This is a genomic window from Streptomyces sp. NPDC059224 (assembly GCF_042754285.1).
Taxonomy (GTDB): Bacteria; Actinomycetota; Actinomycetes; order Streptomycetales; family Streptomycetaceae; genus Streptomyces.
The window spans coordinates 139185-154737 of record NZ_JBHZAN010000015.1; the positions used below are offsets into that span (position 1 = coordinate 139185).

Consider the following 15553-nt stretch of genomic DNA (forward strand, 5'->3'; position numbering starts at 1 on the left):
GGTTGGGGGATGAGCGAGTGAGCGTGGGTCAGCGCCGGCCGGCGGGGCGGGGTCCCAGGCGTGGGTCGCGGGACCGCGGTCGCGGCCGTTCCCGGGTCCGGACGGGGCCGATACCGGGTCCGGCGAGGCCCGCCCGGTAGAGGCCGTAGACGACGCGCCGGCGTGCGGCCGACTCCAGTTCGTCCTTCAACGGGCCGTCGCGCAGGACCGCCTGGGGCCCCAGCAGTCCTTCCACGACGGCGAGCGCGCCGGCGATGTCCCCGTGGTCGAGGCGTTCGCGTACACCGGTGAGGCAGTCCGGGCGGCGGTGCGCCTCGTCGATGATCCGCAGGCAGGGCAGCGGCGGGCCGCCGAGCGCCACCAGCAGTTCCTCGCGCCGCAGTTCGGCCGGGTCGTGGTCCAGCGGCGACAGCACCCCGTCGACCAGGCCGATGCGGTGGCGTGCTCCCCGGCACTCCACGAGGCGCGGCTGCCCGCCCGGATCCGGGTGCGGGTCCCGCCCGGCCGGCGCGTGTCCGGGGACGAGCGCGGCCGCGACCAGCGGATGCAGCCGCCCGGCGTCGATCAGCCCGGCGTCCAGCAGCTCCAGGTCGGGAAGGGTCCAGGTCGCCGCGTCGGGCAGGACGGGCAGCCCCCCGGTGTCCCCGTCGCACCCCGCGGCCATCGTCCCGTCGGCCGTGAGGTGCAGGGCGAGCCGCTGCCGTCCGCGCAGGTGCACGGCGACGGTTCCGCTGTCCCGTCCCTCGGCGCGCAGCAGGATGCGCGCCTCCTCCGCCCACCGGCCCGTGGCGCACGACTGCGGTACCGCACCCGCGCCGGACCGGGTGCGCGGTGCGCCGGCGAGGCCCGTGAACGCCCCTTCGCCGCCGGTCCCCCGGTCGCCGCGGGACCGGATCCGCAGGTCGTCGGCGCTGTCCGCGTCCCACAGATGGCGGTGCAGGTCGAAGCGGAACCGGCGGCTGGGACGCGGATGCGGATGCCCCCGGGCGGCGGGCCCGACCAGGTCCCCGTCCCACAGCGCGAGGCTGATCCGCTGCCCGGCGTCCGCCCAGGCCGGCGGGGTCCGGGCCACGAGGCGCACGGATCCCGGCCCGGCGCCGTAGTGGGCGAGCGGCATGGTCAGCCCGGGCCGCAGCAGCCCGTCGGGCGCGATTCTCGGCAGATGCCAGCGCAGCAGGTCGGGGGCGAGCCGCCGCAGATCGGCACGGACCCGTTCCATGAGGTCCCGGCCCCGGGTGCGGGCCAGGACACGCAGGTTGAGGTCGACGTCGAAGCCGGCGGCGGCGCACGCCCCTGCCCAGTCCCCGGCCGTGCGCCGGGCGGTCGCGGTTTCGATCATGGCGGGCGGTACGGCGAACTCGCGTACCCGCCGCCAGAGGAGCAGCCGGGTGTCCTCGTCCATGGGGTGAGTGGCCATCAGCACTCACCTTGCGTGGACGGGACCCCCCATCTGTGCACAGATTCAGTGGTCATCGCCGGGAGCATACGGCGGCGCCGCAGCGGTCCGCCACGCAATTGTGCCGCGCTCCGCACGTGACGGGGATCACCCCGCCCGGGTGCAGCGTTCCGCCGCTCCCAGGGCCTTCTCCCAGGTGTAGGCAGCCGGGGAGAGCGGGGACCGTGGGAACCGAGGGAACGGAGCAGGCTCGGGCCGGTGAGTACGACGAGTTCGTGGCGGCCCGCTGGTCGGGGTTGTTCCATCTGGCCCGTCTGCTCACCGGTGGCGACCGGCATCGGGCCGAGGACCTGTTGCAGGAGTCCTTGGTCAAGCTGTGGTTCGTCTGGCCGAAGATCGCCGACGAGGCGCCGGAGGCGTACGTCCGCAAGGTGCTGGCGCGTGCCGCCGCGCGCTCGGCACGGCGCCGTTGGTGGGGCGAGCGGCCCGTCGAGGAGCTGCCCGAGGTCGCGGCGGGCGGGAACCTGTCGGCGGCCGTCGCCGAGCGGACCCGTCTGGAGGCGGCGCTCGCCCTGCTGACGCCGCGTCAGCGGGCCGCGGTCGTCCTGCGCTACTACCAGGACCTGCCCGACCGGCAGGTGGCCGAGGTGCTGGGATGCCCGGTGGGCACGGCCCGGTCGCACGCGGCACGCGGGGTGGCCCGGCTGCGTCAGCTGCTGGCCGACGTCATCGAGCCGGTGGGGTGAGGGAGAAGCCATGGATCAATTCGAGCGGCAGCTCACGCGGTTGATGCACGGCGAGCGGGGACCGACGGCGTTCGAGCCCCGGCACCGGGACCGGCTGCGGGCCGGTGTGCAGGCACGGCGGCGCGTGCGCGCGGCCCGGCGGGCGGCGGGCGGTGTCCTCGCGGCCGCGGGACTCTGCCTCGGTCTCTGCCTGTGGCCCCAGGCCGGCGTGCACGGCGAGCCCTCGGCGCCGCACCCGTGGCCCGCGACCAGCCCCGGCCCGAGCACGGGTACGAGTACGACACCGTGGCCGGGCCTCTCCCCCAGCGCTCCGCCCACCGGCGCCACCAGCTCGGCCCCGCCGCCCGGGGACACCTCCCCGCCCTCGGCGACCGGCTCGGCCACGGGCGGTCACACGGCCTCCTCGACGCCGTCCGGAACGGCCACCCCGGACGCGGTGACGACCTCCTCGCAGGGCACGTCCGGGGAGTCCACGACCACCACGTTTCCTCCGTCGGCGCCCACGACCGAGGGGGCCGACCCGTCCGGCTCGGCCGGCTAGCGGGCAGACCGTCCTCCGTCCCTCACCCACTCCAGCCGGGTGTGCCTTCGGCGCGCCCCGAGAACGAGTACGAATGCGAAAAAACACCATGAAACACTTTCAGGCCCCGGCACCCGCGGCCACCTCGCCGGCACCGGCTCCCCCGGACTCCACGCACCAGGACGAGGCGGTTCTGGACCTGGCCGTGCCGGTGTTCAACGAGGAGACCGATCTGGAGCCGAGCGTGCGGCGGCTCCATGCCCACCTGCGGGAGACGTTCCCGTACCCCTTCCGTATCACCGTCGCCGACAACGCCAGCACGGACGCCACCCCGGCGATCGCCGCCCGGCTCGCCGGTGACCTGCCCGAGGTGGAGTGGATACGGCTGGCCGAGAAGGGGCGCGGGCGGGCGCTGCGGGCGGCCTGGTCGCGATCGCGGGCGCCCGTCCTCGCCTACCTCGACGTGGATCTGTCCACCGGGCTCGCGGCGCTGCTGCCGCTCGTCGCCCCGCTGCTCTCGGGCCACTCCGACCTGGCCATCGGCACCCGGCTGACGCCCGCCTCCCGGGTGGTGCGCGGCCCCAGACGGGAGATCGTCTCGCGCTGCTACAACATCCTGCTGCGCTGCACTCTCTCGGTCCGGTTCTCCGACGCGCAGTGCGGTTTCAAGGCGGTCCGCCGGGACGCCGCCGAGCGGCTGCTGCCGCTGGTGCGGGACTCCGGCTGGTTCTTCGACACCGAGTTGCTGGTCGTCGCCGAACGGGCCGGGCTGCGGATCCACGAGGTGCCGGTCGACTGGGTGGACGACCCGGACAGCCGGGTCGCGCTGCTGTCCACCGCGGTCGCCGATCTGCGCGGTGTCGCGAGGGTCGGCTGGGCCCTCGCCCGGGGCACGCTGCCGGGCGGCCGGCCGGAACGGCGGTCCGTGACCCCGGCCCTCGCCACGGCACTCGCCCATCTCCCGCTGTACGCGGCCGTGCGCCCGGCCACCGCGGTCCAGGTGGCCAACTCACTCTCACTGCTGGCGTGCTGGACCGTCGCCCAGGCCTCTCTGGGGGCGCTCGCGCCGCCTGCCCTGGCCTCCCGGCTGGCTGTCACGGCCGGTTCGCTCGCCGTCCTGCGGCACACCGCGCCCGCCGCCGGGCTCCGCGCCGAGCTCGCCGTACTGGCCGCCGCCCATCTGGCCTTCCTGCCGCGGCTGTTGCCACCGCGGCGGCACCGGAAGGAGTCCGGGACCTCGTGACGGCACCCGTGACGGTCACACCCCCGGCCCGGTCGGAGGCCCCCGGTCCCGGTACTCCGCCGGCCCCGGTGCTCCGGCGGTGGCTGCGCCGGTACGGTCCGGCCCTCGCCGTGTACGGGGCCCTCAAGCTCATCGGCTTCGGCTCCTTCATGTACCTGCTGGACTCGGCCGGGGACTTCCGCAGGAAGCATCCGCGCTTCGGGGGCGGCGCGCACGCCTGGGACGTGCTGGGCACCTGGGACGGCTGGTGGTACCAGCAGATCGCCCTGCACGGCTACCACCCCGAACTGGTCCCGGTCCCCGGCGCCACCGGACTGATCACCCTCCAGGGCAACTCGGCCGCGTTCTTCCCGCTCTATCCGGCGCTCATGCGGACGGCCATGGAGGTCACCGGTCTCGGCCCGTTCGGTGCCGGGCTGCTGGTGTCGGTACTGGCCTCGTTCGTGGCGGCGCTGGGGATCCATGCCGTCGCCGCGTGGTTCGGCGGCCGCCGGGCGGGGCCGGCGGCGGCCGGGCTGTGGGCCGTGTGGCCGGGCTCCGGCGTGGAGTGGGCGGTCTACTCCGACTCGCTGTACGTGGCCCTCGCCGCCTGGGCCCTGTACGCGGTACTGACCCGCCGCTGGCTGACGGCCGGGGTGCTGACCTTCGCGGCCGGCCTCAACCGGCCCACCGCCGCCGCCCTGATCGCCGCGCTGGCCCTCGCCGGGCTGCTCGCCCTGCGCCGCCGCGAGGACGGCGTCGCCCGTCCGCTGACCGCGATGCTCGTGGCCCCGCTGGGTCTGCTCGGCTACCTCGGCTGGGTGGGCCACCGGATGGGCGACTGGGGCGGCTACTTCAGGCTCCAGTCGGATGCGTGGGGGCACGAGTTCGACTACGGCAGGCAGACCCTGGACGTCCTGACGTCCGTTGCCGTGGGGCGCTTCGACTATCTGTTCTCGCTCCCGTTCGCGGACGTCATCGGGGTCGGTGTCGTGCTGCTCGACCTCGCGCTGCTGCCACTGCTGTTCCGGCTGCGACCGCCGGCGGTGCTGGTCGTGCACACGGTGCTCACCCTGGTGCTGGTGCTCGGCAGTCAGCAGTACTTCGCGAACGTCTCACGCTACCTGCTGCCCGCCTTCCCGCTGTTCGTCCCGCTCGCGGTCGCGCTGCGCCGGGTCGCCCTGCCCTGCCTGTGTCTCGTGCTGAGCGTGGCCGCACTGGCCTCCGGCTCGTACGCGGGGTATGCGCTGTTCGAACTCGGGGTGCCCTGAGGGGTGTCCGGCGGACCGCCGGACACCTCCTGGCAACGGCTCAGCCCTTCTTGACGGCCACGCCGCCGTAGAAGCCGATCTCCCGGGAGCCGTCCGGCGGGGTGGTGTCCGGACGCCAGAACGGGACCTGGACCAGGCCGGGTTCGACCAGTTCGAACCCGTCGAAGAACTGCTCGACCCGGGCTCGGGTCCGCAGGTTCATGCTGGCCGTCGCGTTGTTGTAGACGGCCTGGGCCTCGCTGCGTTCGGCGAAGTCGTCCGTGGCGTGCGAGAGCACCAGGAAGCTTCCGGCCGGGAGCGCGTCGCGCAGGGTGGCCACGATCCGCTCCGGCTCCTCCGCGTCGCGGATGAAGTGCAGGATGGCGACGAGGAACAGGGCGACGGGCTGGTCGAAGTCGATGATCCGGCGGACCTCGGGGTGCTCCACCACGGACTTCGGGTCGCGCAGGTCGGCGAGGACGATGCTGGTGGTGCCGGCCCGGTTGAGCAGCGCGTCGGCGTGCGCCTTCACGATCGGGTCGTTGTCGACGTAGGCCACACGGACGTCCGCGGCGGCCTCCTGGGCGACCTCGTGCACGTTCGGCGAGGTGGGCAGGCCGGTGCCGACGTCCAGGATCTGGCGGACCCCGCTGTCGACGACGTGCCGTACGGCGCGCCGCAGAAAACCGCGGTTGGCCCGTACCGAGATCCACACCTCGGGCGCGACGGCGGCGAGTTGGTCACCGGCCTTGCGGTCCACCTCGTAGTTGTCCTTGCCGCCCAGCAGGTAGTCGTAGATCCGCGCGGGATGCGGCTTGCTGGTGTCGATCTCCACGGGGTGATTACCGTCCTGCGTCACGTGCGCTCCTCTCGATGACCGCCCGGCCCCCCTTGGCACACCGACGGCTGGCGACAGCCTTCCACATCAACTTCGTTGTGCGTGCACCGAGTTCTGGCTAGGGACCCGCGTGGGCCGGTGGCCGAAGTCGCCTGCCACGGACCGCCCTGGCTACCATCTGGCCAGGTGTCCGGGCACGTTGCCCGAGTTTGGTTGGGGGTTTCACATGGTTACTGGTCGTGTGGTGCGGTTCGACAGCACGCGCGGGTACGGGTTCATCGCTCCGGACGGTGGCGGAGAGGACGTCTTCCTGCATGTGAACGACATGCAGATGCCGGAGTCCTACGTCCGCCCGGGCGTGGCCGTGGAGTTCGAGATCGAGAGCGGCGAGCGCGGGCCGAAGGCGTCCGGCGTCCGGCTCGCCCGGGGAGCCGACGTCCGCACGCTGGGCCCGGACGACGACTCGCTCTGCGATCTGCTGAGCGCGGACGAGTTCACCCGCGAGGTCACCGAGACGCTGCTGGCCTCGGCACCCACGCTCACCGCCGAGGAGATCGTGCGCGTCCGCGGCGCACTGGCCCAGTTCGCCAAGAACCACGGCTGGATCGAGGGCTGACCCACCCACGCCCGGCAGGGCGCCGTGACCGGCGGCACCAGCACCGCCGACGCCGGTCCGCCCGTGCGGTCCGGAACTCGTGCGTACGCCCCGCCTCCGACGTCGTCACCGTCACCGGCGTCCGAGGACGCGCATGACCGAACGCGCACTGCTGACGCGCGGTATGTGCCCCGGCAGGCCCCGTGGCCGCCGGGGCACTCCTCGGTCCCCGGCGGCCGCCGTCCGGCCACCGGCACCTTGCCGAGCCCAGGCGTGTGGCTGCGGACGATCGTCCGTGCACCGCCCCCTCCCTGCTGCGGGCCGCCGTCCCCGCGGCCGGTGGACGAGGGCCCGCACCTGCCGGCGACGGAGCCCGGCCCCGAGCGGTGGCTCGAACAGAACGCGCTGCGGGACTGGGTCCGGGCGGCCCCGGAGGAGTTGGCCCCGGTCCTGCGACTGCCGTTGGTGCTGCGCCACTTCACCACCGGGGTGAACTCCTGCGAACGGACCGTGCACGTGTGCGGGGTTCCGGTCGGCCCCGTCCGCAGCCCGCTCGGTCAGGGAAGGGCCGAGCTCGCGGCCGCCCTCGCCGCCACGGCGGAGTGCGCGCACGGCGAACCGCCCGGCGCGCACGGCAGACCTCCTGTTCCGTGCCATGGACGGCGACATCGAGGCCGGGGTCCGGCAGCGGCTCGCCCATGCCGTCGCCGTCCGGACTCCGGCCGCCTGGGAGACGGACATCGTCGATCCGTCCGACGGCCCCGAGCACCGCCCGCCCCCCGGTGGCGTGGCTGCTCACCCTGGACGAGGCCGGGCTCGTGCACCGGCTGCGGCTCTTGCGCCTCCGTCCGCTGCCGGCCATGGAGCGGCTCCCGGTGGCGTGACCCTGACGCACGCTATGAGAACGACATTCCACCCGAGAAGGCCGAGGGGCCCGCGGCCGAGCCCGAGTACGCCCGGGGACCGGCTCAGCGGGGAATTCCCCTCAGTGGGCGCGTCATCGCACTCCACCACGGCCGCCGGGGGCAACCCGACGGGCATCGCGCGTGCGGTGCCGTGTGTCTGGGCCCGCGGGCCGTCAGGACGCGAACGGTACCTGTGCCGACGCGGCCTCGCTCCTCCCGGCGGGGTGCCGCCACAGCCCCTCCGCGGCGAGGCGGGGCAGCACCCCCTCCCCGAACCAGTAGGCCTCCTCCAGATGCGGATACCCGGACAGCACGAACTCGTCGATGCCGAGGGCCGCGTACTCCTTGATCCGTGTGGCGACCTCCTCGTGCGAGCCGACCAGAGCGGTGCCCGCGCCGCCGCGCACCAGGCCGATGCCGGCCCAGAGGTTGGGATGGATCTCCAGCGCGTCCCGTCGGCCGCCGTGCAGCGCCAGCATCCGCCGCTGGCCCGCGGACTCACTGCGCGCGAGCCCGGCCTGCACCGACCGCACCGTCTCCGGGTCGAACCCGTCGAGCAGCCGGTTGGCCTCCGCCCAGGCCTGCTCCGAGGTGTCCCGGGTGATGACGTGCAGCCGGATCCCGAACCGCAGGGTGCGCCCCTGCTCCGCCGCCAGCCCGCGGATCCACGCGATTTTTTCGGCGACCTGTGCGGGCGGCTCGCCCCAGGTCAGGTACACGTCCACGTGCCGGGCCGCGACCTCCCCGGCGACCGGCGAGGACCCTCCGAAGTAGACCTCGGGAACCGGGTCCGGCACCCGGGCCAGCCGCGCGTCCTCGACCCGCAGGTGCTCGCCCGCCAGGTCGACGGTCCTGCCCTCCCACAACTGCCTTACCACTTCGAGGAATTCGCCGGTACGGCGATACCGCGCGTCCTTGTCGAGGAAGTCGCCGTAGGCCCGCTGCTCATGGCTCTCGCCCCCGGTCACCACGTTGAGCAGCAGCCGTCCCCCGGTCTGCCGCTGGAACGTGGACGCCATCTGCGCGGCGAGCGTGGGCGAGACGAAGCCGGGCCGGAAGGCGACCAGGAACTTCAGCCGTTCGGTGTGCCGGCTGACCATGGCGGTGGTCAGCCAGGCGTCCTCGCACCAGGCGCCGGTGGGGGTGAGCGCACCCACGAAGCCGAGGTCCTCCGCGGCCTTGGCGATCTGGCTCAGATAGGCGACCGTCGGCGGCCGGTCCCGTCCGGAGACCGTCGCCGGGGTGCCGTGGCCGCCGCCGACGACATGGCGGCTGTCCCCGTTGGTGGGCAGGAACCAGTGAAAGGTGAGGGACACGGGGATTTCTCCGATCGAGAGGGGCCCTGAGGCGTCACAGCAGACCGTGGCGGGGCGGCAGGGTGCCGCTGAGCACGTACCGGCCGATGTGCTGGATCTTCCAGCGCGCCGGATCGTGCAGGGTGTGGGTGCGGGCGTCCCGCCAGTACCGGTGCAGGTTGAGGGAGTCGAGCGCGGAGCGGGTGCCGGACACCTCGAAGAGCGCCCCGGCGACGGCGACGGCCGCCTCGGCCGCCTGTACCTTCGCCGCCGCCACCGCGATCGACGCCTCGGCGGCGGACTCGTCGGTGAGCCGGGCGGCGGCCGTGTCGACGGAGCGCGCTCCCTCCCGCAGGAGCGCCTCGGACGCCCGGGTCAGGAGGGCGAGTTCACCGAACCGCTGGATCAGCAAGGGGTCCTCTGCGGCGGTGTCCGCGCCGCTCTCGAACCAGGGCCGGCTCTTCGTGCGGACGAACTCCGCTGCCTCGGCCAGCGCCGCCCCGGCGATCCCCACGTCGATGGCAGCGTGCAGCAACTGTGCCACCGCACCGTGGAGTTGCGGTCCCTGGAAGGTCAGGTGGTGGGGCAGCACCCGGTCCGCGGGCACCGCGACGCCGTCCAGCCGTACCGTCCCGCTTGCGGTCGTACGCTGCCCCATGCCGTCCCAGTCGTCGACGACGGTGAGGCCGGGCGCGTCCCGGGGGACGTACGCGACATGCAGCTGGTCGTCCTCGGCGCGGGCGAGGACGGGGATCCAGTCGGCGAAGAGGGCGCCGGTGGAGTAGTGCTTGACACCGCGCAGCACGTAGGAGCCGTCCGCCGCGCGCTCCAGGCGGGTCCGGATGTCCTGGACGTGCTTGGTCCCGGCCTCGGACTGCGCGTTTGCCGGCCGGCTGCCGGCGAGCAGCTCGGCGAAGAAGAACTTCCGCTGCCCCTCGGTTCCCTGACGGTGGATCACATTGACGTACACGAAGTGGCTCTGGGGTATTTGGGCGAGGCTCGCGTCGGCCGAACCGAGCAGCCGGAAGATCTCGGCGAGGGCCTCCGCGCCGATGTCCGCTCCCCCGTACTCGGCGGGAACGGTCACGGCCAGCAGGCCCGAGGCCGACAGCCGTTCCAGCTCGGCACGGGGCAGCCGGCGTCCGGCGTCCCGCTCGGCCGCTCCGGCCCGGAACTCCCCGGCCAGGGCCGCCGCCACGGCGAGGGCCTCCGCCTCGTCGGTGCTGACATGTGCGGTCATCGGTTCAGCCCGCCGCGGCGAGGACGGGCCGCCGGCCGAGGGCGGCCGAGAACCGGTCCACGATCGGGTGGAGCGCCTCGGTGACGGCCGGTGCGAGGGCGAGGGTGCCGTCCTCCCGAACGGTGATGTCCTTGTCGAGGGTGAACCAGCCCTGGACTATGTGGGCGGCGCCCATGGAGCTGAGCACCGGACGGAGCGCGTGGTCGATGGCGAGGACATGCGCGGTGGAACCGCCGGTGGCCAGGGGCAGCACGGTCTTGCCCGCGAGCGCGTACTGCGGGAGCAGGTCCAGGAGTGCCTTGAGCACACCGGAGTACGACGCCTTGTAGACCGGGGTGCCGACGACGACCCCGTCGGCGCGGGCGAACAGCTCGGCCGCCTCGACGATCGCAGGGTGACGGAAGTCCGCGCCGAGCAGGGCCTCGGCGGGGACGGTGCGGATGTCCAGCGGGATCACCTCGTGCCCGTGGGCGATCAGCCGCTGGTCGAGGTGGCGCAGCAGCCGGCCGGTGCCGGGGAAGGCGGAGGGGCTGCCGGAGACGGAGAGGACGGTGGCCATGGATGCCTCGTTCTGGGAGCCCGGGCGCCCGTACGGCACGGGCGGCCCGGCAGGGGTCGGTCAGGCCTGGGCCGGGGCGGTCTCGGGTGCGCGGTCCGGGAGACCCGCCTCCAGTTCGCGGACCAGGGGCAGCACGCGCCTGCCGAAGTACGCGACCTCCTCGTGGTAGTGCAGGAAGCCGAGCAGCAGGAGGTCGACGCCCAGCTGCTTGTAGGCGACGATCCGCTCGGCGATCTGCTCGGGAGTGCCGATCAGCCCGGTGCGGAATCCGTCGTTGTACTGGACGAGGTCCTCGAAGGTGGAGTCCTGCCACATGCCCTTGCCGTCCGCGCTGGACCGGCCCGCCTGTTTCACGGCCGCGCCGAAGCCTTCGACGGCCTCCCGGTCGGCCTTGGCGATGATCTCGCGGAGGGTGTCGCGGGCCTCGGCCTCGGAGTCGCGGGCGAGGAGGAAGCCGTTGAGACCGAACTTCGGTGCCGGGCGGCCGGCTTCGGCGGCGGCCTGGCGGACGTCGGCGATCTGCTCGGTCACCCCTCGAAGTCCTTGCCGTTGGAGAAGTACCAGTCGGAGACCCGGCCGGCCATGGCACGCGCGGCCGTGGAGTTGCCGCCCTGGAAGATCTCGGGGTGCGGGCGCTCGGGGGTGCCGAGCGGCTTGGGCTTGAGCGAGAAGTCCCGCAACCGGTAGAAGTCACCCGCGAGTTCAGTGTGGTCCTCGGTCCAGATCTGACGCAGGGCGCGAATGAACTCCTCGGCCCGGCGGTAGCGCTCGTCGTGCTCCAGCCAGGGCTCGCCCAGCGCGGTGAACTCGGCCTTGAACCAGCCCGACACCACGTTCACGGCGAACCGGCCGTGGGAGAGGTGATCGGCGGTGGCGCCGAACTTGGCGAGCACGCCCGGATGCCACAGGCCGGGATGGACGGCGGCGATCACCTTCAGGCGCTCGGTGGCGAGCAGCAGGGCGAGGCTGAAGCCGGTCGACTCGTGCTGGTACTCGGCACCGTAGCCGGCCATGTAGCGGACCTGGCTGAGCGCGTACTCAAAGCCGTTGTTCTCGGCGAGTACCGCGAGTTCCCGGTTGTAGTCGTATCCCCAGTCGGTGCGCTGCTCGATGTTGCTGGTGACGAGTCCTCCACTGACATTGGGGACCCAGTAGGCGAACTTCAGGGGCGCGGCAGGCATACGGAACTCCTGTTGCTGAAGGCCTTTTCGGGCACGCCGAATCCCGTCGGGGCGAATTCCGACGAATTTCAGACGGACACGGAATGGGCGCGGCGGGTCACTGGGGGGAGGTGACGGGGATCAGGCCGCGCGGCAACAGGAGGCGCTGGAGACGCGCGCGAGGTCGACGTGGCGTCGCCGCGTGAGGTCCAGTCGCATCTTCATGCCGTCGATGGTGGCAGTCGGCGCCGAGAACCGTCAAGGAAAACCCGACCGTTCTCGTATCGCGGACCACTGAATTTCACGAACGTGTGACAGGGAAACCCTTGAACACGCGCCGAATGGCGACGCATTCTGCCGGGGTGCGGGCCGAACAGCTGGAATGCTCGGCACTCTGCGCCGGGCAGCCGAGGAACTGCGCCCGTCGCAGCCCGCGTTGAGCGGGAGCTGGGCGTCGTGGCGGCGGGCGAGCAGCACCGCATCAGCCGTGTGGTGCGCGTCGGCACCGTCAACGCGGTGACGGTGCCGCTGCTCCTCCCGGTGCTGCGGATTTCCGGACCGCCCAGCCGGTCACCCAGGTCGAGGTGGTGGGCGCGCAGCGGACGGAGATCCACCGGGGCCTCGCCGAGGGCGGTTTCGGCCTGGGGCTGGTGAACCGTCTCGACGGTGACGACGTGCCCGCCGGTTTCGAGGCCACCGAGCTGCCGCGCGGACGACCGGCGGTGTGCGTACGTCCGGACAGCCCGCTCGCAGAGCGGGCCGAGGTGTCGGTCGACGACCTGCTGACGGTGCCGTTGATCGGCATGCGTACGGGCTATGTGAGGCACCGCTATGAGCGTCGGCTCCCGGGCGGACCGTACACCCGCGTTCTCGTACTCGACCGACGGTGCCGAGATGGGGAAGCTGATGGCCGCGGAGGGGCTGGGGGCGAGCGTGCTGCCGGACCGGCTCCCAGCCGCTCCGGCAAGCAGCTGCTCCCGTGCCGGATCAGCGACCGGCAGGTGGACGGGCGCGAGGGGGAGTCTGCCCTCGCGCACACCGACGGCCAGGGCCCTGGAGCTGCCGGGCCAGCGCAGGAGCTCATACGCCTCGCCGACGCGCTCGGCGAGCGACCTGAGTGCGGGGTGCACCCCGGGCGGGATACCGACGAACATGGTGCTGCGCTCGGTCCGGGTCACAGCAGCGCCTCGCCCGCGGGTGGGGGTCGAACTCCCGCTCCAGGTCCCTGATCCGCCGGCTGAGCGGCGAGGTGGCCATGTGCAGCCGACGGGCCGCCGCGGAGAAGTTCAGCTCCTTCGCAACCGCCACGAATAGCGCAGATGAAACGTCTCCACCTCTTCACGTAAACCTCTGCAACCTCTGCCGCCGGACCGGTTCGGGGCCTGCTCCCGGAGGGATCGGCGGCAAGAGCCGAACCGGCGGCGGCAGCACCGTCCGACGCGAGGGACGGCCCCGGGAGAGCCACCGGGGCATCCGGGGTCCGGCCCGGTGGACGCGGCGGCCGCGAACGGCCGGCCCGGCCCGCGCCGCAGGTCACCTCCGCGAAGGCTGGACGCCCCGCCCCCGGCCGACGGTCACCCCTGGCGACCGCGCGCGCCGATACTGCCGGCAGGTCACGACGGCCAGCCCCGGTATCGCGATCCCGTGCCGTTCCACCCCAGCGGCTCGTCTGCCCGGTCGTGGTGCCTCACCGTGCCGGACGACGGGTGGTCCGCCACGCCGCCGACGGCGGAACCGCCGATGAGGCCGGCCACGACGACCGGCAGCGCCAGGACGGCGACCAGGGGAGACTGACGCAGCGGAACGCCGGATCTGTATCGCTTCACTTTATGTATCCGTTCTGGTGAGTTCTGCGCCGCGTGCCACGGGGCCCGCCGCGATTTGTCATGCTGGCAGACCGTGATCAACAGGTGATCAATGTGCAGGTCGGGCGGTGAATCGGGGGTTGCTGTGCCCACTGCGGCGACAACCGTCCCCGCGCCGCGAAGGCCTTCCCGCGGGCCGTGAACGACGTCATGGAGCGACGCTCCGATCCGCCGTCAAGCCACCCATGATCTCGGCGTCGTCGGCCAGGATCGCCTGGTGCAGCGCGTGCAGCTGCCGTCCGGGGAAGATTCCGAGGTCGTCGGCCAGCAGCTGATACGCCTCGCGATAGGTGGCCAGGGCGGCGTGGCGCTGGCCGGACCGCCACAGGGCCATCATGAGATCCGCGCGCAGTCGTTCCTGGTGCGGATAATCAGCGACGGTGGCGAGGAGTTCGGGAATTATCTCGAAGTGCTGACCGTCCGCGAGCTGCGCCTGGAAGTACTTCATCAGCAGTCCGAGCCGGAACTGTTCCAGCCTGGCCGCCTCGGCCTGCATGACCAGCGTGTGGGTGAGCCCGCTCAGCGGCTTGCCCCGCCACAACCGGATGGCCTCCCGCAGTTGCCTGCCGGCCTCCTTGGGCGCACCGTTGTGGAGGCTTTCCTGACCGAGCTGCCACAGTTGCCGGCACCGCTCCAGATCGACCTGACCGGACTCGGCCGTGAGCTGGTACCCGTCGCTGGTCGTGACCAGACGGACGCCGGTCGCGTAGGTGAACTGCCGGCGCAGGCGGCTGACGTAGAGTTGTACGTTCTTCTTGGCGCTCGAGGGTGGCGCCTCCCCCCAGACTGCCTCGATGATGTTGTCGACCGATACATGCCGGTTGACATGGAGACACAGGTAGGCGAAGAGGATCTGCGGCTTAGCTCCTCCCGGGGACACGGTGACTCCGGACACGAGGATCTCCAGCGGCCCTAAGAGATTCAGCTGAGTGAGGCCGGTCTCGGCCCCCGCGTCCGGGTCGGCGTCCGAACGGGACGTTCCGCCGTGCCAGGCTCTGCGCATGAGCTCCACTCCGGATTCCTATTTTATGAACTCATCGGCGACCCGGGGCGGCCACGAATTGATCTGCAGTATTCCCGTCGAGTAGGCCAGCGCGATCAGCGCCACCCGATTCGGCATGCCGAACTGCCGGAGCATGCGCGAGATGTGGTAATCGACGGTCTTGGGGCTGATGAATAAGCGTGAGGCCAGGAATTCCGACGTCAGTCCTGCCGCGGTTCCTTCGAGGATCTTCGCCGCCATCTCACCGATGACCTGACTCTCACCGACGGTCTTCGGCCCGGCGGGGTCCGTGGGGTGGAAGAGCTGTATGACCACAGCCCTGTTCGGCGAACTTCCCCACAGGGCTGTCGCCGTGAGCACGGCGCTGAGCGGCGTGGCAGACCGCCGCCGCAGGGCTATGCGGTGACTGAACTGGTCCCGGTCTCCGACGAGCAGCTGGTTCAGATCGCGGTCGAGAGCCTCGCGGAGGTCTGATTCTATGAGGGAGCGGAACGGCTTTCCGTACAGTTCCTCGCCCGACCCGCCGAACTGCCGGAAGAATTCCGGACTCCCGTACTGCATCTGGTGCTTGCGGTCGAGAAAAACCAAGATCTCTCTGTCCGTTGTCAGCGCAGAATGACCCATTCGTGCTCCTGTGGCTTTCGACTGCACCTTGCCGGCCCGAATGACGGCGACTCGCAGGGCAGACCTTTCATGAGCGCCGCTGGGGATGGAGCGCTGCACGCGCCCGACCTGTTCGGTTACGGTCATACTGGCTCACGGCGATCAGCGCACGATCAGTGGAGAATCGACGAGCGCGGGAGCTGCCCGCACCCGGATCCCCGGGGGTCCTGGGCGCGCTTGCCAGTGGTAATTCCGCAACGGCGGCGGGTCCCCGGGCCGCTACGACGACGAACCGGCCGGGGTCCTCGGCACGTTCCCCCGTGTCACCGCGGCTCCGGACGCCGGACCGCGGCAGG

General features: G+C 72.3%; 15 protein-coding genes and 2 pseudogenes. 6 read left to right on the plus strand and 11 right to left on the minus strand.

From position 1 onward, the window contains the following. Nucleotides 1-28 precede the first annotated feature (28 nt). Nucleotides 29-1417: a hypothetical protein gene (locus ACFXI4_RS18335; RefSeq protein WP_384991835.1), complete on the minus strand. Its 1389-nt coding sequence runs from the start codon at nucleotides 1415-1417 to the stop codon at nucleotides 29-31. Nucleotides 1418-1620: 203 nt separating this feature from the next. Between ACFXI4_RS18335 and ACFXI4_RS18340 the strand changes: the two genes are divergently transcribed. From ACFXI4_RS18340 to ACFXI4_RS18355, 4 genes are all read left to right on the plus strand, one after another. Beyond that, the gene (locus tag ACFXI4_RS18340; RefSeq protein WP_384991838.1) at nucleotides 1621-2142 is read left to right on the plus strand and encodes a SigE family RNA polymerase sigma factor; all 522 of its coding nucleotides are present in this window, start codon (nucleotides 1621-1623) and stop codon (nucleotides 2140-2142) included. 10 nt (nucleotides 2143-2152) lie between these two features. Continuing rightward, nucleotides 2153-2683: a hypothetical protein gene (locus ACFXI4_RS18345; protein WP_384991841.1), complete on the plus strand. Its 531-nt coding sequence runs from the start codon at nucleotides 2153-2155 to the stop codon at nucleotides 2681-2683. An 88-nt stretch (nucleotides 2684-2771) separates the two neighbouring features. Then, nucleotides 2772-3905, plus strand: coding sequence for a dolichyl-phosphate beta-glucosyltransferase (locus tag ACFXI4_RS18350; protein ID WP_384991844.1), 1134 nt, complete (start codon nucleotides 2772-2774; stop codon nucleotides 3903-3905). Next, nucleotides 3902-5155 (plus strand): hypothetical protein, encoded by a 1254-nt coding sequence (locus ACFXI4_RS18355; protein ID WP_384991847.1) that lies wholly within the window; start codon nucleotides 3902-3904, stop codon nucleotides 5153-5155. The genes ACFXI4_RS18350 and ACFXI4_RS18355 overlap by 4 nt, the downstream gene beginning before the upstream one ends. A 40-nt stretch (nucleotides 5156-5195) precedes the next feature. Here ACFXI4_RS18355 and ACFXI4_RS18360 read toward each other — a convergent pair whose 3' ends face one another. Next, on the minus strand, nucleotides 5196-5993 hold the full coding sequence (locus ACFXI4_RS18360) for an SAM-dependent methyltransferase (protein ID WP_384991850.1): 798 nt from the start codon (nucleotides 5991-5993) through the stop codon (nucleotides 5196-5198). A gap of 205 nt (nucleotides 5994-6198) precedes the next feature. Between ACFXI4_RS18360 and ACFXI4_RS18365 the strand changes: the two genes are divergently transcribed. Further along, nucleotides 6199-6588: a cold shock domain-containing protein gene (locus ACFXI4_RS18365; RefSeq protein WP_352221831.1), complete on the plus strand. Its 390-nt coding sequence runs from the start codon at nucleotides 6199-6201 to the stop codon at nucleotides 6586-6588. Between the two features lie 1057 nt (nucleotides 6589-7645). Here ACFXI4_RS18365 and ACFXI4_RS18370 read toward each other — a convergent pair. The 5 genes and pseudogenes from ACFXI4_RS18370 to ACFXI4_RS18390 form a co-directional block, all read right to left on the minus strand. Beyond that, a complete protein-coding gene (locus ACFXI4_RS18370; RefSeq protein WP_384991853.1) occupies nucleotides 7646-8788 on the minus strand; it encodes an LLM class flavin-dependent oxidoreductase in 1143 nt (380 codons plus the stop codon). Nucleotides 8789-8822: 34 nt separating this feature from the next. Further along, complete coding sequence (locus ACFXI4_RS18375) at nucleotides 8823-10007, minus strand: SfnB family sulfur acquisition oxidoreductase (protein ID WP_384991855.1); 1185 nt, start codon at nucleotides 10005-10007, stop codon at nucleotides 8823-8825. 4 nt (nucleotides 10008-10011) lie between these two features. Next, the gene (gene ssuE, locus ACFXI4_RS18380; protein ID WP_384991858.1) at nucleotides 10012-10566 is read right to left on the minus strand and encodes an NADPH-dependent FMN reductase; all 555 of its coding nucleotides are present in this window, start codon (nucleotides 10564-10566) and stop codon (nucleotides 10012-10014) included. Nucleotides 10567-10626: 60 nt separating this feature from the next. Beyond that, a pseudogene (gene sfnG / locus ACFXI4_RS18385) lies at nucleotides 10627-11747 on the minus strand (dimethylsulfone monooxygenase SfnG). A 120-nt stretch (nucleotides 11748-11867) separates the two neighbouring features. Further along, a complete protein-coding gene (locus ACFXI4_RS18390) occupies nucleotides 11868-11951 on the minus strand; it encodes a putative leader peptide (RefSeq protein WP_384991979.1) in 84 nt (27 codons plus the stop codon). A gap of 157 nt (nucleotides 11952-12108) precedes the next feature. Between ACFXI4_RS18390 and ACFXI4_RS18395 the strand changes: the two are divergent. Next, nucleotides 12109-12671: pseudogene (locus ACFXI4_RS18395) on the plus strand (substrate-binding domain-containing protein); the annotation flags it as partial. A 135-nt stretch (nucleotides 12672-12806) separates the two neighbouring features. On the opposite strand, the gene ACFXI4_RS18400 reads toward ACFXI4_RS18395, so the two are convergent. The 4 genes from ACFXI4_RS18400 to ACFXI4_RS18415 all read right to left on the minus strand — a co-directional run bounded on the left by ACFXI4_RS18400 (nucleotide 12807) and on the right by ACFXI4_RS18415 (nucleotide 15344). Continuing rightward, the gene (locus tag ACFXI4_RS18400) at nucleotides 12807-13034 is read right to left on the minus strand and encodes a LysR family transcriptional regulator (RefSeq protein ID WP_384991982.1); all 228 of its coding nucleotides are present in this window, start codon (nucleotides 13032-13034) and stop codon (nucleotides 12807-12809) included. Between the two features lie 305 nt (nucleotides 13035-13339). Next, the gene (locus tag ACFXI4_RS18405; protein WP_384991860.1) at nucleotides 13340-13552 is read right to left on the minus strand and encodes a hypothetical protein; all 213 of its coding nucleotides are present in this window, start codon (nucleotides 13550-13552) and stop codon (nucleotides 13340-13342) included. 187 nt (nucleotides 13553-13739) lie between these two features. Continuing rightward, nucleotides 13740-14594, minus strand: coding sequence for a BTAD domain-containing putative transcriptional regulator (locus ACFXI4_RS18410; RefSeq protein ID WP_384991863.1), 855 nt, complete (start codon nucleotides 14592-14594; stop codon nucleotides 13740-13742). A gap of 18 nt (nucleotides 14595-14612) precedes the next feature. Beyond that, on the minus strand, nucleotides 14613-15344 hold the full coding sequence (locus tag ACFXI4_RS18415) for a LuxR C-terminal-related transcriptional regulator (RefSeq protein WP_384991866.1): 732 nt from the start codon (nucleotides 15342-15344) through the stop codon (nucleotides 14613-14615). Nucleotides 15345-15553 lie beyond the last annotated feature (209 nt).